Genomic DNA, 19,473 nt, shown 5'->3' on the forward strand with positions numbered 1-19,473 from the left:
AGTATACACATCCTGGTCAGGTTCGGTTCAACCGCCAATCGTCGTAGGCGCCCATGGCCTGCTCAATGGCAGAAGCCAGTGACATCCGGGTTTTGTCGTCCAGGGCCCGCTGTTTACGGCAGCGTTCCAGGGCCCGGTGAATGACCTGGCGGTTGGCCCGGTCCAGGTGCTCCAGCCAGTGATTGTCTGCCGGCGCCAGGTCCAGCAGGTCACGACCTGCGTGATTGCGGTGGCTGATATGCCACCAGTGATTTATTGCCCTTCCTAATACAACATAGCCGAATTGGCTGTCCTGTACAGGGCCAAAAGTGGCAGTCCTGAGCCCGTTTGTCAGTACCCCGGTATTCAAAACCGGTAGCGTCAGGCGATCGCCGTAGAAATAGCTGCCGGCGGCGCCAATCAGTCCCCCCACCAACGCGCCAGCTCCCAGGGAGTGCCCAAGGGTCAGCGCATCCACGCCGGCGCCACCCACGGCGCCGGCGCCGAAGCCGGCTGTCGCCAGGTAACGACGGTTTACGCCCCAGGCCTTGCGGCTGTCCTCGCTGAACAGGTCGTGCTCACTGTGCCACTCCAGTTCGGCCTCCTGGCGTTCCACGCGGTGATGCTCATAAAGCTTCTCGATGGCAATTCGCAGGTGCTGTTCCCGTTTCCGCTGGTTGTCATACCAGCTGGTTCGCAACTGTCTGGCCAGCTCGTCATCCGACAGTTGACTGGTCTGGAGGGTGGTCAGGGTGCGCTTCTCCCGAAACGACATCATCTCCTCCAGGGTCCGCGCTATCATCGTAGCCGCTTCCGTCCGGCGTTGACGGCGCTGAGCCAGGAGAAAGGCGGTTGCCTGCGCCAGTGGCTGATCCCAGGCCGGCTCCAGCTGGCCAAATGCCCGCAAAAGGCTGATATGTTGCTCGAACGGGGCGGAAACCGCATCAAACTTGCGAACAACCTGGAAGAACTGACCAAGCGCTCGCGCCCAGGTGTCGCTGTAGTCATCCTCGCCAATACTGTTGATCAGCGCCAGGCTTGGCCGTCCGCTCCAGCGCAGGATGGTCATCTCGGCTTCGTGTTGTGCGCTGTAGGGCACCGAGCCGTCAACCACGTAAATAATGCCCGCGCCTTCGGTCAGCGGTGTCAGCAACTCACATTCATCGGTGAAACCGCCGTCGTCACGGTGCTGGATAATAAAGGCCTTCACGGTATCCGCCCGATCCGAGGCGGAGATGCTATGGGCTTCCAGCCATTCCATTACCCGCCGGGGGCGCTGGAAACCCGGGGTGTCTACCAGGGTATACAGGGTTTTGCCATCCACCGTCAGCGGGTATTCCTGGCGCTGGCGGGTGGTTCCCGGTTCCAGGGCGATGGCGATGGCATCGTTCTGGGACAGGGTGGCCACGATGCTGGATTTTCCCTTGTTGGGGTGGCCAACCACGGCAAAGACGGGGGCAGCCATTATTTGTGCTCGTCCTGCAGTGCGCGGTCAATACGGGCCTGCGGTGATGCCATGTCAGGCGCGCTGACGACAAGCCGGCTGTCTCCGGATCGGTCAGCAAACCTCAGCCACTGGTTTAGCTGATGGACCGGTGGTGGCTGATCCGGCTCAGCCGCCATGGGTACCAGGGCAATGAGCGTGTTTGCCGGCCAGGACTTGCGGGCCTGGCTCAGGAAGTCGGCCAGTTCCCCGGTGGGCGGTTCCCAGCTGCGGGTAACCACCAGGGCTGCAGGGCTGGAGGGAGTGCCGGCAAACGCGTTTCTGGCCTGTTCGATGATGCCATTGTCATGCTCAAGGGAGGCGTTGCCGCCTGCTGCAAGAATGTTCTGATAACCGGTCGACAGGGTGTCAGGGAGTTCGGGTTCGCCAGCGCCGGCCCAGCGGATGAGAACCTGTCCACCAGGCAGTTGATGCAGTTCCCCCCGGGTGTTGGTATCAGGCAAATCAGCGGCGTCGTTGTGGCGATTGCCGGTCTCCAGTGCCGGGGTTTCCATACGGTATTGCAAGGCGATCATACCCGGGTGCCTGGTCAGTTCCCTGCGCGCCCGGATACCGGGGTGGACGGCTGCCACGGCGAGCAGAACCAGCCGTGGCAGTACGACATAGGTGACCCAGAGCATGGCCACAAAGGGCCACCAGCGCCCCCACAGCGACGGGTCAGTGGTACCCTGGCTGTCGCTGCGGAAGAACCGGGTAGCCTCCACCAGCTCCCTGTCCGGTACGGCTGCGGGCCAGAGGTTGTTCCAGGGGGCGGCCAGGAACGCCAGCAGGTTGTAATAGCTGTCGGAGCCTGTGTCCAGAGTCGTACTCCAGCCAAAAGCGAGGTCCTGTATCACCACCAGTACCAGCAGGGTGACCAATCCCGCTATGCCGAACATCAACCCGCCGGTATGGGCGGCGCGAGCCATCAGCATGGGCTGCAGTGGCTGCAGTGCTGCAGACGGGGTTGTGGTGGAAAACTTACGTAACAGCCAGCGCCAGGGCTGCCAGCCGGCAAAGGCCTGAACTGTGGTAATCGCTGCCAGCAGGCACTGAAGCAGTACGAACGCCAGGATAACCGTGAGATTGATTCTCTGGCCACCGTCGTAGAACAGCAGGCCGAGCATTGCCATAACGCCGGTGATCAGGCCCACAAAGGCAAAGCCTGCCGTCAGGTGTCGCCAACGGCGCAACGGGTCGTCGGAGGGCATTGGCGGCCGCAGTTTGCGAACATGCTGGAGCCACTGGCCAGGGCCAGGGGCCAGGCCCTTGTCACGACAATCAAGGGCGAAACGGCGATCCCTCCGGTGCAGGAAGGCCGGGCTCTGGTCGCGGTCCCGCCGGACCTGCTCGTCAAATTCCAGTAATCGTTGAATAGCGCTGTCTGGCATTGATTATCCTGGTGAACTGGGCGGTGAGAACCTTCCCGTGATGCTAGGATAAGGGTATCCCATAACCCGGTGTCAGACATAACATGACTAACCACCTCATGAATCTGCGTCACGTTCCTGATGACGAGGCCGACGAAATCCGTGAGCTGTTTGAAGCCCACGATGTGCCCTATTACGAAACGCCGCCCAGCCGCTGGGGTATCAGCATGGGTGGTTTCTGGGTGCATGACAACGACGAGGCCCGGCGCGCAAGGGAGCTGCTGGAAAACTATCAGCGGGACCGTTTGCAGCGTCAGCGCGAGGCTTATGAGAATGATCTGGCGGAAGGGCGAACCGGCGGGTTCTGGCACCGGTTGCGCCATAAGCCGGTCACCACCTTCGCGGCCTGCATTGCCATTGTGGTGATTCTGGCGCTGACGGTGGCCCCTTTCGTGACCCTTTGAATGAACTCAGCCCCCGTCTTGCTCGTGGCTGACCGGTCGCGTGTTGCCCCTATGCCGGACCAGAAATTCCGCCGCTTTTTCAACGGCATTGCCGGCAGTCAGGAAACTGGTTACATGGCCTCGCAGATACATCAGGTAAAGCTCGCTCTCGACGCCATGGTCTGTCAGGCGGGCCCGGAACTCCTTTGCCTGGCTGACAGGTACCAGCATGTCCTGCGCGCCATGGAACAGAAAGAACGGCGGCGCCCCAGTTGAGATGTGGGTGATGGGGGAAGCGGCCTGGTAGATGCCGGGTATGTTTTCCTGTCCGCCCCCCAGAAACTGGCGGATCAGTTTGCCGGAGCCAAAGGCCCGAAGGTCGGCCGGCAGACCACCGGCAACAACGGCTACGGGTCTGGCATACCTGCCTCCGTAAGGCTGGTTTAACGGGTGTCGGGATTCGGCGACCAGTGCCATCAGGCTGACCAGATGGGCGCCGGAGGAAAACCCGAATGCACTGATGGCATCCCGGTCCAGGCGGTAGTTGTCAGCCTCGCGGCCAAGCCAGTTCATGGCAACCTGCAGATCGTACAGCTGGGCAGGGAAGGTGTGTTCCGGGGCAAAACGGTAGTCAATGTTCAACACCGCAAAACCCCGGCTGGCGAGGCTTTCAGCAATCCACGCCATATCGGCCCGCGAGCGCCGTTCCCAGCCGCCGCCGTGTACCAGCAGCACTGCCGGCCGGGGCTGGCTGCTTTCAGGCAGGTAAAGATCAGCCTGCAGAACCTGGGGCCAGTCAGCCGGCGAGAAAGTGATGTCTGTCTTGGTAATGAAGCGGGTTTCCGGCACTGGCACGGCCTGCTCCGGCGCATTCTGGTGTGACGCACAGGCACTCAGAAGAATACTGACAAGCAGGGCCAGCAGGCGTGAAGGGCGCATCAGTTCTCCATGATTCGTTCGGGTTGCAGGAACTGATACGGCCGAACCCCTCCGGCGGATGTCCTTTCGTATTCAGGCAGGAAAGATGTCCGGAAAACGGGACAGCGTCCGGATTTCGCGACACTCGCCCTGAATGCGGCACTGAGCGAACCAGAAACCTCTTTCTCGCCTTCTGGCAGACCTCCCACTGTCCGGTTATCCGGAAACCTCCATCACGGATTTTCGAGTTTCCCTTATAATGTCCTAAATATCAAAGGCTTGGTTTATTGGCACAGGATACGCATGGCTACGCAGGTGGTGCCTGGCTTCTCTCTTGTGCGCCCGGCTCCGGTGTCTAACAAAAACAACAGGGAACATTATGAAAACACTACTGCAATGCACGTTAATCGGTGCGGTCGCGTTAAGCGTGTCCGCCTGCAAAGAAGGCAACTCCCCTTTCAACCAGCTCCCTGACTTCATTCAGGGTGATATTCAGTCGAGCCAGTACGATGGTACCACCAATGACCTGCTGACCGGTGGGCTTGGTGCCAGTGGCCTTGCCAGTGGTACGGCGCCGACTTTTGACGATCCGCTCAACCCGACTCCGGAGGAGCTGCGAACGCTGGCCATCTACAATAATTATCGCGCTCTCGTGGACACGGTACCGGGCGGTGGATATGGCGAGTTTTTCGGGCCCCAGGTAGGCAATGGGGGTGAAGGCCTGATTGCTGGAGAAGAGCACCTTGCGTACATGTCTGTCGAGGGCAGTGAGGTACCCGTAACCGTCATGGTGCAGGTGCCGGACACTTTCGACCCTGACCAGGCCTGCATGATCACGGCGCCTTCCTCGGGCTCCCGGGGTATCTATGGAGCCATCGGTACGGCTGGGGAGTGGGGGCTGAAGAAAGGTTGTGCGGTGGTCTACACCGACAAGGGCACCGGTACCGGTTCCCACAACCTGACCACCAATGCGGCCCAGCGCATTGATGGCACCCTGACCCAGGCCGATGAGCCGGTGCAGTTCCGGGCTGACCTGAGCGACCAGGAGCGTGCTGATTTCAATGCCGCCTGGCCGGACCGGTTTGCCTACAAGCACGCCCATTCGCAGGTCAATCCCGAAGCGGATTGGGGCCGTCATGTGCTCCAGTCCATCGAATTTGGCTTCTATGTGCTTAACGAGAAATTCGGACAGGAAACCGGCAATGATCGCAAAGTGAAAAAGGTGCTGCCGAAGAACACCCTGGTGATTGCATCCAGTGTGTCCAATGGTGGTGGTGCCTCCGTCCGTGCTGCGGAGCAGGACGATCGCGGGCTGATCGACGGCGTGGCGGTGTCGGAACCCAACGTCAATCCCCGGGTGGACACCAGTTTCACCATTCGTCAGGGCAGCGGTCCGGAGATTACTGAACACAGTCGCAGTCTGCTGGATTACACCACAGCGCTGGCGGTGTATCAGGGCTGTGCCAATATCGCACCGGAAATTCGTGATGTAGCGCCCCTGAACGCCACGTTCAACAACTTCACGGTTGCGGAAAACATCTGTAACTCTCTTGCCAACAAGGGGCTGGTGACCGGCGCTACGACGGACGACCGGGCGGCCGACGCGTTGCGCATCCTGGAAGAGGAGGTGGGCATTCAGCCCGAGCAGAACCTGTTGGCACCCGTCCATTTCGGGCTGGCGGTGGCCCAGAGTATTTCCATGACCTACGCCAACGCTTACGCTCAAGCGGGTGTGGAAGACAGGCTCTGTGACGTCAGCCTGGCCGCCACCGATGCTGCAGGCGCAGTGACGCCCCTCAGCGGTGCCCAGGAGGCGGCGCTGTTCTCGGCGAGCAACGGGATCCCGCCCAGCGCTGGCGTTAACCTGGTGTATGACAACGCCGAAGGCCAGCCCACCAACCTTGCCGCCAGTGCCTCGCCCAGCTCCAGCCAACCGGATTATGGTCTGGATGCATTGCTATGCCTGAGAAGTCTTGCGGTGGGAACCGATGTTACCTCCGGTGCGGCGCTTTCAGGCACTGCAGCTGAGATGACAGACCGTATTGCCGATGGCATTGAACAGGTTCGAGCCTCAGGGAACCTGCAAGGCAAGCCGGCCGTTTTCGTTACTGGCCGTGCCGACGCCATCCTGCCGATCAATCACACGTCGAGGCCCTATTTCGGTCTCAATCAGCGGGTTGAAGGCAGTGGTAGCAAGTTGCGTTACTACGAAATTCTCAACGCCCATCATCTGGATGTTCTCAATGGATTCCCGGGCATTGCGGATCGTTACGTGCCCCTGCACCACTACTACTTCCAGGCGCTTGATCTGGTGTGGGCCAACCTTGCCGACAAGCAGGCATTGCCTCCCAGCCAGGTGGTCAGAACAGTGCCGCGAGGCGATATTGCGACACCTCTGTCCGCTGCTAATCTGACGCCCATTGCGGCTAATCCCGATGCCGGTGATCTCATCCTGTTCAGCGATGACCAGGTGCAGATCCCGGACTGACGCACCGTTTGGCCGGCCCCTCGGGATTCCGGGCCGGCATTGTTTGCCCCCGTTCCGGGGGCGCCATATACTTCCGTCACTGCACCCGGTTCGCCGGGTGCCATGGGTATTGCCATGAATATTATCCAACCCGGTGGTACAGGGTACATGACTGAGCTGTTTACTGATAACAACAAGAGCGGGCTCACCAGGGATCTGATCGAGGCCCTGTTTCCCATGTTCGAGGAAGCCAGCGCCGGCGCCATTGCCGTTGATCACGAGAGCCGCATTACGTGGATCAACAGTAGCTACTCTCACCTGCTGGGGCTGGGAGATCCCAAGGCGGCCATTGGCAAACTGGTCCGCCAGGTGATTCCCCATACCCGGATGCCGGAGGTGGTGGAGACCGGCAAACCTTTGCTGCTCGACATAATGGAGCACAACCAGCAACAGCTGGTCGTTACCCGCTTGCCTTTTTACGACGACGATGGGCGAATCATGGGGGCCGTGGCGTTTGTGCTGTATGACGACCTGCAACCGTTGACGCCGCTGGTCGCCAAGTACCGTCGTCTGCATCAGGACCTGGCGGCTGCCCGCAAGGCACTGGCCAAAAAGACCCGTGGCACACGCTATAATCTTGCTGATTTTGTCGGCGCCAGCCCGGCCGCGCTGGAGGTAAAACGGCGGGCCCGGCTGGCAGCTGGCCGCGACATGCCGGTGCTTCTGCTGGGTGAAACCGGCACCGGCAAGGAGGTTCTGGCCCAGGCGATTCATTCCGTCTCCCCCCGTGCGGAAAAACCGTTCGTGGGCGTGAACGTGGCTGCTATTCCGGACAACCTTCTGGAAGCCGAATTTTTCGGGGTGGCGCCCGGTGCCTACACGGGCGCCGATCGCCGTACCCGTGACGGCAAGTTCCAACTGGCCAACGGTGGCACGCTGTTCCTGGACGAGGTCGGCGATATGCCGCTGCCCCTGCAGGCGAAGTTGCTGCGGGCGTTGCAGGAAGGTGAGATAGAGCCGCTGGGTTCCAACAAGGTGGCGTCGGTGGACGTGCGTGTCATTGCCGCAACCAGCCGTAATCTGGAGGCCATGATTGCTGAGGGTGAATTTCGTTCGGACCTGTATTACCGGCTGAATGTGCTGGAGATCCCCATACCCCCGCTTCGGGATCGCCTGGCGGATCTGGGGGTGCTGTGTGAGGCCCTGCTGGGAGAGATCTGCGATGGCCTTGAGATGCGGGGTGAAATCACCGATGCGGGGGTCGCCGCCCTGGGTGGTTATGACTGGCCTGGCAATATACGTGAGCTGCGTAACGTACTGGAACGGGCGCTGACCATGGGTGAGGACGGCGGTCTGCTGGATGCCGATGCGATTTTCAAGGTGTTACCCCGCAGCGGAAACCGGCCGGCCTCCTCCTTGTTGCCGCAGCCGGTGCGCCCCCTTGCCAAAACCCTGGCCGATGCAGAGGCCCAGGCAATCGAAGAAGCCCTGGTTGCAAGCCGCGGCAACCGCACCCGTGCGGCCAAGTTGTTGGGTATCTCCCGCTCAGTGCTGTATGAAAAGCTGGCAAAGATGTCCTGAAATCAGGACGCTTGTCCTGCCATCCGTACAAACACCTACGACTGATGGCTATACATGTCCGGAGTTCCGGACTATCTGCAGCATCCTGACCTAAACGAAATTTCTATCTTTCTGATAAATATAACAAAAAAATGATTGGCATAGTGTCTGCTATATCCTGTCTGCAGGACGTCAGAACAACGCGGAAAACAAGACTGGCGCTTTCGTTGGACCCGAAAAAAATCATTCGTCCGTCCCGTGTTCTGCGATGTCTGACTACACTTGGATAAGGCCTGTCGGGAAACGTCCTGTTTGGCCGAATACAACAACAATGCTAGGAGACTTGCCAATGAAACTCTTCAAGGCCCTTACCGGTATCGCCGGTGCGATCGCCCTGACCACGGGATCGGCTTTCGCGGATGACCTGCGCTGGAAAATGCCGGTTGCCTTCGCCACCAATCTCCCCGGCCTGGGTTCCCCCGGCGCCTGGGTTGCCGAAAATCTGACCACCGCTTCCGGTGGCAGCATTCAGGTTCGCGTCTACGAGCCCGGTAAACTGGTACCTCCGTTTGATATCCTGCAGTCCGTTTCCGATGGCAAAGTTGAAGCCGGCTATACCTGGATCGGGTACGACCAGGGCAAGGTACCGGCGATTCCCCTGTTTGCAGCGGTACCCTTCGGTATGAAGCCCTGGGCCTACACAGCCTGGTATTACTACGGTGGCGGCCACGAGATGCTGCAGGAAGTCTACGCCAACAAGGGCTTCGACGTGCACGCACAACTGTGCGGTATTATCGGGCCTGAAACAGCCGGCTGGTATTCACAGCCCATAGAAACGCTGGACGATTACGAAGGCCTGAAGATTCGCTTTGCCGGTCTGGGCGGTAAGGTTCTGGAAGAGCTGGGCGCCTCGGTCACCATGATGCCCGGTGGCGAGCTCTACCAGGCCCTGGAGAAAGGCACCATTGATGCTACCGAATTCTCCATGCCCGCCATCGACCAGCTTCTCGGCTTCGACCAGGTGGTCAAGTACAACCTGTTCCCGGGCTGGCACCAGCAGTTTACCGCCCAGTACATGCTGATCAACAAGGACCAGTGGAACAAAACCACTGACGCCCAGAAGGCACTGGTTGAAGCTTCCTGTACTGCAGCAACCACCCTTGGCCTGGCCGAAGGCGAGTACAAGAACGGCGCAGTGCTGGCTGGCTTCCAGGAGAAAGGTGTTCAGGCTGACCAGATTCCCCGCGAGGTTCTTGAGGAGTTGAAGGCGGTTACTGACAAGGTTCTGAAGCAGGAAGCGGCTAAAGACGCTGACTTCAAGCGGGTCTATGAAAGCCAGAACGAGTTCCTTGAAACCTACAAGGTCTGGGACGAGCGTGCCTACGTTCCGTCCGACCTCTAGGGTCCGGGGCCGATCCTGAGGCGCCGGGCAGAGCCCCGGTGTTCTCCAACCAAGTCTGGATGGCCCTTCGGGGCCATCCTTTTTTCGCCATCGGCTTTTTGAGCGAGGAACCGTTGTATGACGGTGTCAGATAAAGGCTCACCGCAGAGTGAGCGGGCATCGGTTTCCGACGCCCAGGAATTTCTTCATCATCACACGGAGTTGCCTACCACCCGGATCAGTCGGGGTATGGACCTTGTTATTTCCGGGATTGGCAAAACGGCCTCCTGGATGTGGCTGATCGTCACTGGTGTGATCATTTATGCGGTGGTTGGCCGCTATGCTTTTGGTATCGGTTCGGTAACGCTGGAAGAAGTCCAGTGGCACCTGGCCGGCGCAGGCTGGCTGCTGGGGCTGGGCTATACGCTGGTCACGGATGGCCATGTACGGGTGGACGTGATCCATGAACGTTTGTCTCTCCGGGGTCAGGCCTGGATCGAGCTTTTCGGCCTGTTGCTTCTGCTGCTGCCCTTTCTGGGGCTGGCGGTGTACGAAATGATTCCTTATGCCTATAGCTCCTGGCAGCAGGGAGAGACCAGCCAGGCACCGGCAGGCCTGCCACATCGCTGGGTCCTCAAGGCAGTACTGGCATTATCGTTTGTGCTTCTTATTGTGGCTGCACTATCCCGCCTGCTGAAAGTAACCGCACTGCTTTTCGGTTTTCCGAGGCCAATCCGGGTCGAGTCCGGCAATAACAAGAAAGAGGATGCGTCCTGATGGAGCTTGAAACCCTGTTTGTAATCGGCATGTTCCTGACGTTCGGAGTGCTGCTGATGACCGGCTATCCCGTTGCCTGGGTGCTGGGTGGTACCGCCGTCATCTGGACGGTGATTGGTGTCATTGCCGTCGATAATTTTGGTGCTAATCTCTGGTTCGATTATCCGTCATCCATGGGACTTGTTCCCGAGCGGATATGGGACGTTGTCAACAGCGAAACCCTTGTCGCCCTGCCCATGTTTATCTTCATGGGCATCATGCTTGACCAGTCCGGTGTTGCCGAAAAGCTGATGAACAGTATGGTAAAACTGTTCGGTGCGGTTCGCGGCGGCTATGCGGTAACGGTGGTTGTCATCGGCGTACTGCTGGCGGCCACTACCGGTATCATCGGCGCGTCCGTTGTGCTTCTGGGCATGCTCTCCCTGCCGGTAATGATGGAGAACAAGTACGATAAAGGGTTTGCCGTAGGTACTGCCTGCGCCACGGGCACCCTGGGGATCCTGATTCCCCCATCCATCATGCTGGTGCTGATGGCAGACCGGTTGGCAGTTCCCGAAGCGTCAGTGGGCGATCTGTTCATGGGCGCGTTTCTACCCGGGCTGCTTCTGGGGGCCATGTACGTTGCCTATGTGATGATCCGTCCCCTGCTGCAGCCACATATTGCGCCGGTGCCGGAAGGTACAGTGAAAGTCACCTGGGGCATTGTCTGGGAAGTGGCCAAGGCAGTGGTGCCGACGGCTGCTCTGATTCTGGGTGTGTTGGGCTCCATCTTTGCCGGGATAGCAACACCCACGGAGGCCTCCGGTGTTGGTGCCCTTGGCGCTCTGTTGCTGGCCCTGATGTCGCGGCGTCTGAACCTGAAAGTGCTGAACTCCTCGATGCAGCAGACTACCCGCACAGCGGCTTTCATCTTTGCCATTTTCCTCGGTGCAACGGCGTTCTCCGTTGTATTGCGCGGTCTGGGTGGTGACCAGGTCATCGAAGACGCGCTGTTGGGGCTGCCATTCGGTCCCTATGGCGTGGTACTGACCATTCTGTTCGCGGTATTTCTGCTTGGATTCTTCCTGGACTGGGTTGAGATCACCCTGATCATCCTGCCGCTGGTGGCACCGGTGGTGCAGACTCTCGGGTTTGACCTGGTGTGGTTCACCATCCTGTTTGCCATGTGCCTGCAGACATCGTTCCTGACGCCGCCGGTAGGTTTCGCGCTTTTCTACATAAAAGGTGTTGCGCCGCCGGAAATCGACGTAATGGACATCTACAGGGGTGTCATACCTTTCATCATTATTCAGCTGGTAGCACTGGCCATCGTGTTCCTGGTCCCCGAAATCGCGACCTGGCTGCCCAGCGTGGCTTACGACTAAGGAGAGAACGCTAATGCGTCTAGAAAACAGGATAGCCCTGATTACCGGGGCGGGGCGGGGCATCGGCCGTGCCATTGCAGAGCATTATGGCCGTGAAGGCGCCCGGGTCGCTGTCGCCGATCTTACACTGGAAAGCGCTGGTGAGACCGTCGACGCCATCGAACGCGCGGGTGGAACGGCAATGGCGCTGGCTATGGATGTAACGGACGAACACGCAGTTGACCGTGGCGTAGCCGCTGTTGTGGAGAAATGGGGTGGGCTTGATATCGCCCTGGCCAACGCGGGTGTCCAGCATATCGACCCTGTGCACAAACTGGCGTTTTCCGACTGGAGCAAGGTCATGAGTGTGCACCTGGACGGTGCTTTCCTTGTCACCCGTGCCGCACTGAAGCAGATGTATGCCAGTGGTGGCGGCACCATGCTCTACATGGGGTCGGTTCACTCCCTTGAGGCCTCCCCATTGAAGGCGCCCTACGTGGCGGCCAAACACGGGATGCTGGGGTTATGCCGGGCGGTCGCCAAAGAAGGCGCGGAACACGGTGTTCGCAGTAACATCATTTGCCCCGGCTTCGTCCGCACACCGCTGGTGGACAAGCAGATCCCCGAGCAGGCAAAGGAGCTGGGTATTTCCGAGGAGGAAGTGATCAGCAAGGTCATGCTGAAAAACACGGTGGACGGACAATTCACCACGCTGGAAGATGTCTCCGAGCTGGCGGTGCATCTGGCGGCCTTCCCCTCGGCGGCCATGACTGGCCAATCCATCGTGGTCAGCCACGGCTGGCATATGCAGTAAGTAACAGGAGAGACGGATGAGTAATACAGAACAATCCCCGGTGGTCTGGTCTCCCTCGCAAGACACACTGAACAACTGTCAGATGGGCCGTTTCCAGGGTTGGCTCGAGCAACAGGGCTTCGGCCCGTTTGCCGATTACCACGCCCTTCACCAGTGGTCGATTGATAACCTTGAGACCTTCTGGCAAAAGGTTTGGGACTACTGCGGCCTGGTGTGCGACACCCCGGCGGACAAGGTGCTTGGCAACCGTGAAATGCCTGGCGCGGAATGGTTTCCTGGCATGAAGCTCAACTTTGCTGCCAACCTGTTGCGACTGGCGGAAGGAGAGCATGCCGACCGCGAAGCCGTGGTGGCATACTGCGAAACCCGCCCGGTACTGCGCCGGACCTATGCGCAACTGAAAGCTGATACCGGTGCCCTGGAAACGTTCCTGCGCAATAAAGGTATCCGGCAGGGCGACCGCGTCGCCGGTGTAGTCACCAACGGCTACGAGGCGTTGGTAGGAATGCTGGCAGCCACCAGCCTTGGCGCTATCTGGAGTTCTGCGTCGCCGGATTTCGGCGTTGGGGCGATTCTGGACCGCTTCGGCCAGATCGAGCCGGCAGCGCTGATTGTCGTGAATGGCTACGGCTACGGCGGCAAGGTGTTCAAACGCCAGGAGGACTTTTCCGGCCTGATTGATGGTCTGCCGACCCTGCGCTGCGTGGTCAGCATTGAGCAACTGCCGGGCGAGCCTGCCATACCCGGTGACAAGGTCACCCACTGGAACGATGCCCTTGCTGAAGGACAGGGCCAGGCGCCTTCGTTTACTCCGCTGCCGCCGGAACATCCGGTGTATATCCTCTACTCCTCCGGCACCACCGGAAAGCCCAAGTGCATTGTTCACGGCAATGCCGGCCTGCTGGTCAATCACGCCAAGGAGCTGATGCTGCACGGTGACGTGGGGCCGGATGACCGCTTCCTCTATTTCACCACCTGTGGCTGGATGATGTGGAACTGGCAGGCTTCTGCCCTGCTCACCGGCGCTGCCGTAATCACCGTTGACGGATCCCCTGGCTACCCGGACCTGAACTACCTGTGGCAGGTGGTGGCTGATGAGAAGGTTACCCACTACGGCACCAGCGCCCGCTTCATTGCAGGCTGCCGCAAGGCCGAACTGGCGCCGGCCAAAACACTCGACCTGAGTGCACTGAGGGTGGTCTTCTCCACTGGCTCGCCGCTGTTGCCGGAAGACTATGACTGGGTCTACAGCGACGGCGCTCCCGAGGTGCTGTTGGGCTCCATTGCCGGTGGCACTGACATCTGTGGCTGTTTCGTGGGCTCCACCCCCCTGCTGCCAGTGCGCCGGGGTGAAATCCAGTGCCGCTTCCTGGGTGTTGATGCTGTTGCCTATGGCGATGATGGCAAACCTGTCAGTTCCGGCCGTGGCGAACTCGTCTGCCGCCAACCGCTGCCGTCCATGCCCGTCAGTTTCTGGGACGACCCCAACGACGAGCGCTACAAAGACGCCTACTTCAGCACTTTTCCGGGCGTATGGGCCCATGGTGACTTCATCGAATTCACCGAACACGGAGGCGCCATCATCTACGGCCGCTCCGACGCCACCCTCAACCCCGGCGGCGTCAGAATCGGCACCGCCGAAATCTACCGCCAGGTGGAAACCATTGCTGAAGTCAAAGACAGCCTGGTTGTCGGCCGCCAGATCGACGGCGACGTGGAAGTGGTCCTGCTGGTGGTGCCGACTGAAGGTGGAGCCCTCACCGATGACCTCCAGAAAAACCTCAAAACCCGCATCCGCCAGGGCGCAAGCCCCCGCCATGTGCCAAAGCACATTATCGAGGTGCCGGATATTCCCTATACGCGCAGTGGCAAGAAGGTTGAGCTGGCGGTTGCCCGTTTGATCAACGGCTCATCCAAGGCCGATAACCGGGACGCGTTGGCGAATCCGGAGGCGTTGGACCGGATTGGTGAATGCCTGGAGGGGGCGGGGTTGTTGCCGAAGGGGTGAGTTTGCCGTTGGGTTGGTTGTCGGATTACGCCTCCGGCTAATCCGACCTACGGTTAGGGCAAGCCCGCAGAGGGTATGTCGAGTGGTGGGGAGACAGTCTCCTCACCACGATCCCCCATGGCCAGAAATCCTCAAAATGTCCGAAAGTTTCGTAAAATCCTGCCTTTTCATCGTCCTGTAACGGGTTTTAGCGCATTTTTAGTCGGTTCTTATACTAAGATCGTAACCAGAATCGTCAAAAAAATGCTATCTTAGTAGGCCTATCAAAAGTTCCCGAATCAGTCATTGCTCAGGTCGGGCGTTCACAAGACACCTGACCCTGCCATGACCGTCCTGAACTCACCCATTAGCCTGAGGACGAAAATGACATCATCCAAAGCCAAGATCATCTACACACTGACCGACGAGGCACCCGCTCTCGCCACGCGGTCTCTGCTTCCTATCCTGGAAACCTATGCCAAGCCGGCCGGCATCGAATTTGAAACCAGCGATATTTCCCTGGCGGCGCGTATCCTGGCGTTGTTTCCCGATTACCTCGAGGAAGGCCAGCGGGTTCCGGACGACCTGAAAGAACTGGGTGATTACACCAAGGACCCGGAAGCGAACATTATCAAGCTTCCCAATATCAGCGCCTCCATCCCCCAGCTGAGGGCTGCCATCAAGGAGCTTAACGAGCAGGGCTACAAGGTTCCCGAGTACAAGGAACATCCCGAGACTGACGAGGAAAAGGAAATTCAGGCCCGCTACTCCAAAGTACTGGGTAGCGCCGTTAACCCGGTACTGCGGGAAGGCAACTCCGACCGTCGCGCACCGACGGCCGTCAAGGCCTTTGCCCGCAAGCACCCCCACACCATGGGCGAGTGGAGCCCGGCGTCACGCACCCACGTGGCCCACATGCGTGGTGGTGACTTCTATTCCAACGAGCAGTCACTGACCCTGGACAAGGCCACCAACGCCCGCATCGTCTTTGAAAACGCCAAGGGCGAGCAGACGGTACTGAAAAGCGAATTGCCACTGCAGGAAGGTGAAGTGCTGGACGGCATGTTCATGAGCTGCAAGGCCCTGCGCAAGTTCTTTGAAGACTGCATTGAAGACTGCGAGAAAACCGGTGTGATGTTCTCACTCCACGTCAAAGCTACCATGATGAAGATCTCCCACCCCATCGTGTTTGGCCACGCGGTGAAGATTTTCTACAAGGAGCTGTTCGACAAATACGGCGAGCTGTTCGACGAACTGGGCGTGAACCCCAACAACGGCCTGTCCAGCGTTACGGAGAAGATCAAGCAGCTGCCCGAATCCAAGCAGGAGCAGATCCTAGAAGACCTGCATGCCTGCTACGAGCACCGCCCGGAAATCGCCATGGTGGACTCGGTAAAGGGCATCACCAACCTGCACGTGCCCAGTGACGTCATCGTTGACGCTTCCATGCCAGCGATGATCCGCAACTCCGGTAAGATGTGGGCGCGGGACAACAAGCTCAAGGACACCAAGGCGGTGATGCCGGAGAGCACCTACGCCACCATCTATCAGGAAGTGATCAACTTCTGCAAGACCCACGGTGCCTTTGACCCCACCACCATGGGTACCGTGCCGAATGTTGGCCTGATGGCGCAGAAGGCCGAGGAATACGGCTCCCACGACAAGACCTTTGAAATCAAGGAAGACGGTATTGTTCGGGTGATTGCTGAAGACGGCACCGTACTGACTGAGCACAAGGTTGAGAAGGGTGATATCTGGCGTGCCTGCCAGACCAAGGATCTGCCGATCCGTGACTGGGTCAAGCTGGCGGTGAACCGTGCCAGAGCTACCGGCATGCCTGCTCTGTTCTGGCTCGACGATGAGCGTCCACACGATGCCCAGCTCATCAAGAAAGTGGAGATGTACCTGAAGGAGCACGACACCGAAGGCCTGGAAATTCTCATCAAGTCCCCGGTACGCGCCATCCGCTGGACCATGGAGCGCCTGATCCGCGGCCTGGACACCATCTCCGTCACCGGCAACGTACTGCGAGACTACCTCACCGACCTGTTCCCGATCCTGGAGCTGGGCACCAGCGCCAAGATGCTGTCCATCGTACCACTGCTTAATGGTGGTGGCCTGTATGAGACCGGCGCCGGTGGTTCCGCCCCGAAGCACGTTCAGCAACTGTTGCAGGAAAACCACCTGCGCTGGGACTCGCTGGGCGAATTCCTGGCAACGGCGGTTTCCCTGGAGGAACTGGGCGAGAAACAGAGCAACGAGCGTGCCCGCCTGCTGGGTCTGACCCTGGACAAGGCCACCGAACGCCTGCTGGAGAACAACCAGTCCCCGTCGCGTAACACCGGCGAACTGGACAACCGCGGCAGCCACTTCCATCTGGCCCGTTACTGGGCGGAAGAGCTGTCGAAACAGGACGAAGACAGGGATCTGAAAGCCTTCTTCGAGAAGCTGTCAAAGCAACTTGAGGAAAACAAGGACAAGATCCTGGAAGAAATGAGCGTGATCCAGGGCCACCCGGCGGATATTGGTGGTTACTACCATCCGCCTGCGGAAAAGGTCTGCAAGATCATGCAGCCAAGCGATACCTTCAATAAGATCCTGGCCGATGCCCAGGCATCCGTGAAGTGATCCAGAGTCAGGTCAGCCGGGGATGAACCCGGTTGCCTGAACCGAAAAAACCGGACAGTCTGCGAGGGCTCTCCGGTTTTTCTGGCTCTGGTGCCAGCACTGGTTCTCCGGGGCCGTCGTTACCAGGGCGCCGGAAAAGGTTCGAAGGTCTGCCAGTGGCAGTGCACGCGAATACCAGAAGCCCTGGTAGCCGGTGCATCCGTATTGCTGTAATAACCTGAACTGTTCTTCGGTTTCCACTCCTTCAGCCACCACGCTCATTTCCAGTTCCCTGGCCATGGACAGGGTTCCGCGGGTGATAGCCGCATCGCGGGTGTTGGAAGTAATGCCATTAACAAAGGTACGGTCGATCTTGATCTTGTTAACGGGCATGTCGCGCATGTAACTGAGACTTGAGAAGCCGGTGCCGAAGTCGTCGATCGCCACTTCAATACCCAGGTCCCGGATTTCACGCAACTGCCGGATGACGTCCTTCGGGTCGTTGAGAAACACATTCTCGGTGATTTCAACACAGAGCTGCCCTGGCGCCAACTGGTAGTGGACATTCAGCCGTGCGAGCCGTTCTACCAGATTGTGGCGATGGAACTGCAGGGGCGAGAGGTTGATGGAGATGGCGGGTACGCCCATGTCAGCCAGTTCCGCTGCCCTGGCAAAGGCCTCCTGCATGACCCACTCACTGATAGGCAGTATCTGGCCCGTGCGTTCCGCCAGCGGTATGTACTCCGCAGGGGAGATGTAGCCGCGGTCCGGGTGATTCCAGCGAATCAGGGCTTCGACCCCGATAATGGCGAGCTCATTGTTGAACAGCGGCTGATAGAAAAGCTCGAACTGGTTGGTGGCCAGCGCCTGCTGAAGTTGCTGGCGCAGCGCGACTTCGTGCTGCACACGCCGGTCCAGGGTCTGGTTGAACCATTGCCAGGTGTTACCGCCGAGTTTTTTGGCTTCGTACATTGCCATGTCGGATTGCTGTACTAACAGCATGGAGTTATCAAGCGCGCCATTGCCAGTGGCAATGCCAATGGCTGCAGAGAGAGTGATCTCGACATCCTCGTTCAGAAATGGCCGGGAGAACTGTTCGAGGATAAGCTCAGCAATCCGGTTAATGGTCTGGCGCTCCTCAGGAGCGGAGACAAGTGCGACAAATTCGTCACCGCCGAACCTTACCAGAGTGGAATCTGCAGGGAGGGCTGCCTCGATCCGCCTGGCCGTCTGGCTCAGTATTTCGTCGCCGAAAGCGTGCCCCAGGCTGTCGTTGATGGGTTTGAAACCGTCCAGGTCGATGAACAGGGCATGGGGCGCCAGTTTCCGGGCCTGGGCGTGGCGACATATGCCTTGCAGATGGGATTCCAGGTAGATGCGGTTGGGTAGTCCGGTCAGGGAGTCATGGCTGGCCTGGTAGGTCAGAACCTCCTCCTGCCGGACTCGATCGCTGATGTCCGTCTGTATACCGATGAAATGCGTAACTTCGTCCGCGCCATTGCGAACCGGAGCGATGTAGAGATCGTTCCAGAAACTGCTGCCGTCCTTGCGATAATTGAGCAAAGCCGTGTGGACTTCGCGCATGGCGGCCAGTCCTGAGCGAATGCTCGCGATAGCCGCCTGGCTGGTGTCTGGCCCCTGGAGAATGCTGCAATTTGAGCCAATCATGTCATCAGCGCGGTAGCCCGTCATTCGTTCAAAGGCCGGATTTACATAAATCAGCGGGAATCCGGGCACCCCGGCATCAGCTATGGTCACCCCACTTGAGGACGCCTCTACGCTGCGCTCGAGTATGCGCAGCCGGGCCTCGGTCCGCCGCTCTCGGGTGCGGTCTCTTGCCTGCCCGTGCACACCGGTAACCTGGCCATTCACGATGATGGGAATATTGAGAATATCCAGTTGCAGGATCTCGCCCTGCATGTTCCTGATCCGGATTTCGTAGCGTTGATGGTTACCGGCCAGGGCTGCTTCGAAATGGCGGCGGGTGCGCTCCCTGTCTTCTTCCACGACCAGCATTTCGTAGTGCTTGCCAAGGATCTCGCCTTCTTCCGCCTCAATGAGATCGCACCCCGCCTGGTTAATCTGCACAAACTCCCCGGCGGGATTCAACGTGAAAACCGGATCAGGGTTATAAGTGAACAACGAACGGTAATGCTGTTCGTTGTATTCGTGCGAATACGGGTCGGGCACCGCTTACCTCTCGGATTGGTGTCGGATGAACCTGACGGGATGTCCCGTCTACCCCTACACTAGGTCAGATAACCACAAATAGCATCCTCTCACTGTTCCGCTTCGTTGCGCGAACGTAATCAATTGCAAATGGCTCTCGACGCCCCGGTGCTCA

At 59.1% G+C, this 19,473-nt stretch carries 13 protein-coding genes; 9 read left to right on the forward strand and 4 right to left on the reverse strand.

The window, feature by feature from the left end; translation table 11 throughout:
- Window positions 1-16: 16 nt before the first annotated feature.
- Window positions 17-1,447: a GTPase/DUF3482 domain-containing protein gene (locus ABJM11_RS00280; RefSeq protein WP_348296612.1), complete on the reverse strand. Its 1,431-nt coding sequence runs from the start codon at window positions 1,445-1,447 to the stop codon at window positions 17-19.
- Complete coding sequence (locus ABJM11_RS00285; protein ID WP_348296574.1) at window positions 1,444-2,853, reverse strand: DUF2868 domain-containing protein; 1,410 nt, start codon at window positions 2,851-2,853, stop codon at window positions 1,444-1,446. Before ABJM11_RS00285 ends, ABJM11_RS00280 begins: the two co-directional genes overlap by 4 nt.
- An 83-nt stretch (window positions 2,854-2,936) precedes the next feature.
- On the opposite strand from ABJM11_RS00285, the gene ABJM11_RS00290 reads away from it, so the two are divergent.
- Window positions 2,937-3,296 (forward strand): DUF6164 family protein, encoded by a 360-nt coding sequence (locus tag ABJM11_RS00290; protein WP_348296575.1) that lies wholly within the window; start codon window positions 2,937-2,939, stop codon window positions 3,294-3,296.
- A 6-nt stretch (window positions 3,297-3,302) separates the two neighbouring features.
- On the opposite strand, the gene ABJM11_RS00295 is transcribed toward ABJM11_RS00290, so the two are convergent.
- Window positions 3,303-4,214: an alpha/beta hydrolase gene (locus tag ABJM11_RS00295; protein ID WP_348296576.1), complete on the reverse strand. Its 912-nt coding sequence runs from the start codon at window positions 4,212-4,214 to the stop codon at window positions 3,303-3,305.
- 358 nt (window positions 4,215-4,572) lie between these two features.
- Here ABJM11_RS00295 and ABJM11_RS00300 point away from each other — a divergent pair, with 358 nt between their 5' ends.
- From ABJM11_RS00300 to ABJM11_RS00335, 8 genes are all read left to right on the forward strand, one after another.
- Window positions 4,573-6,681 carry a 3-hydroxybutyrate oligomer hydrolase family protein gene (locus ABJM11_RS00300; RefSeq protein WP_348296577.1) on the forward strand — a complete coding sequence of 703 codons (2,109 nt, stop codon included), beginning with the start codon at window positions 4,573-4,575 and terminating at the stop codon, window positions 6,679-6,681.
- Window positions 6,682-6,828: 147 nt separating this feature from the next.
- Window positions 6,829-8,241 carry a sigma 54-interacting transcriptional regulator gene (locus ABJM11_RS00305; protein WP_348296578.1) on the forward strand — a complete coding sequence of 471 codons (1,413 nt, stop codon included), beginning with the start codon at window positions 6,829-6,831 and terminating at the stop codon, window positions 8,239-8,241.
- A gap of 328 nt (window positions 8,242-8,569) precedes the next feature.
- On the forward strand, window positions 8,570-9,622 hold the full coding sequence (locus tag ABJM11_RS00310; protein WP_348296579.1) for a TRAP transporter substrate-binding protein: 1,053 nt from the start codon (window positions 8,570-8,572) through the stop codon (window positions 9,620-9,622).
- A gap of 117 nt (window positions 9,623-9,739) precedes the next feature.
- Window positions 9,740-10,378: a TRAP transporter small permease subunit gene (locus tag ABJM11_RS00315; protein ID WP_348296580.1), complete on the forward strand. Its 639-nt coding sequence runs from the start codon at window positions 9,740-9,742 to the stop codon at window positions 10,376-10,378.
- Window positions 10,378-11,742 (forward strand): TRAP transporter large permease subunit, encoded by a 1,365-nt coding sequence (locus tag ABJM11_RS00320; protein WP_348296581.1) that lies wholly within the window; start codon window positions 10,378-10,380, stop codon window positions 11,740-11,742. The genes ABJM11_RS00315 and ABJM11_RS00320 overlap by 1 nt, the downstream gene beginning before the upstream one ends.
- A 13-nt stretch (window positions 11,743-11,755) precedes the next feature.
- Window positions 11,756-12,535: a 3-hydroxybutyrate dehydrogenase gene (locus ABJM11_RS00325; RefSeq protein WP_348296582.1), complete on the forward strand. Its 780-nt coding sequence runs from the start codon at window positions 11,756-11,758 to the stop codon at window positions 12,533-12,535.
- A gap of 16 nt (window positions 12,536-12,551) precedes the next feature.
- Entirely contained in the window at window positions 12,552-14,543 is a 1,992-nt protein-coding gene (locus ABJM11_RS00330; protein ID WP_348296583.1) for an acetoacetate--CoA ligase, read from the forward strand.
- Between the two features lie 363 nt (window positions 14,544-14,906).
- Window positions 14,907-17,150 carry an NADP-dependent isocitrate dehydrogenase gene (locus ABJM11_RS00335; RefSeq protein ID WP_348296584.1) on the forward strand — a complete coding sequence of 748 codons (2,244 nt, stop codon included), beginning with the start codon at window positions 14,907-14,909 and terminating at the stop codon, window positions 17,148-17,150.
- A 12-nt stretch (window positions 17,151-17,162) separates the two neighbouring features.
- On the opposite strand, the gene ABJM11_RS00340 is transcribed toward ABJM11_RS00335, so the two are convergent.
- Window positions 17,163-19,319 (reverse strand): EAL domain-containing protein, encoded by a 2,157-nt coding sequence (locus ABJM11_RS00340; protein ID WP_348296585.1) that lies wholly within the window; start codon window positions 19,317-19,319, stop codon window positions 17,163-17,165.
- Window positions 19,320-19,473 lie beyond the last annotated feature (154 nt).

The organism is Marinobacter sp., from assembly GCF_039977835.1.
GTDB lineage: Bacteria > Pseudomonadota > Gammaproteobacteria > Pseudomonadales > Oleiphilaceae > Marinobacter.

Coding starts and splice junctions, on each gene's coding strand:
- ABJM11_RS00330 (WP_348296583.1), top strand. CDS start 12,552: ATGAGTAATACAGAACAATCCCCGGTGGTCTGGTCTCCCTCGCAAGAC.
- ABJM11_RS00285 (WP_348296574.1), bottom strand. CDS start 2,853: ATGCCAGACAGCGCTATTCAACGATTACTGGAATTTGACGAGCAGGTC.
- ABJM11_RS00335 (WP_348296584.1), top strand. CDS start 14,907: ATGACATCATCCAAAGCCAAGATCATCTACACACTGACCGACGAGGCA.
- ABJM11_RS00315 (WP_348296580.1), top strand. CDS start 9,740: ATGACGGTGTCAGATAAAGGCTCACCGCAGAGTGAGCGGGCATCGGTT.
- ABJM11_RS00305 (WP_348296578.1), top strand. CDS start 6,829: ATGACTGAGCTGTTTACTGATAACAACAAGAGCGGGCTCACCAGGGAT.
- ABJM11_RS00325 (WP_348296582.1), top strand. CDS start 11,756: ATGCGTCTAGAAAACAGGATAGCCCTGATTACCGGGGCGGGGCGGGGC.
- ABJM11_RS00300 (WP_348296577.1), top strand. CDS start 4,573: ATGAAAACACTACTGCAATGCACGTTAATCGGTGCGGTCGCGTTAAGC.
- ABJM11_RS00310 (WP_348296579.1), top strand. CDS start 8,570: ATGAAACTCTTCAAGGCCCTTACCGGTATCGCCGGTGCGATCGCCCTG.
- ABJM11_RS00295 (WP_348296576.1), bottom strand. CDS start 4,214: ATGCGCCCTTCACGCCTGCTGGCCCTGCTTGTCAGTATTCTTCTGAGT.
- ABJM11_RS00320 (WP_348296581.1), top strand. CDS start 10,378: ATGGAGCTTGAAACCCTGTTTGTAATCGGCATGTTCCTGACGTTCGGA.
- ABJM11_RS00290 (WP_348296575.1), top strand. CDS start 2,937: ATGACTAACCACCTCATGAATCTGCGTCACGTTCCTGATGACGAGGCC.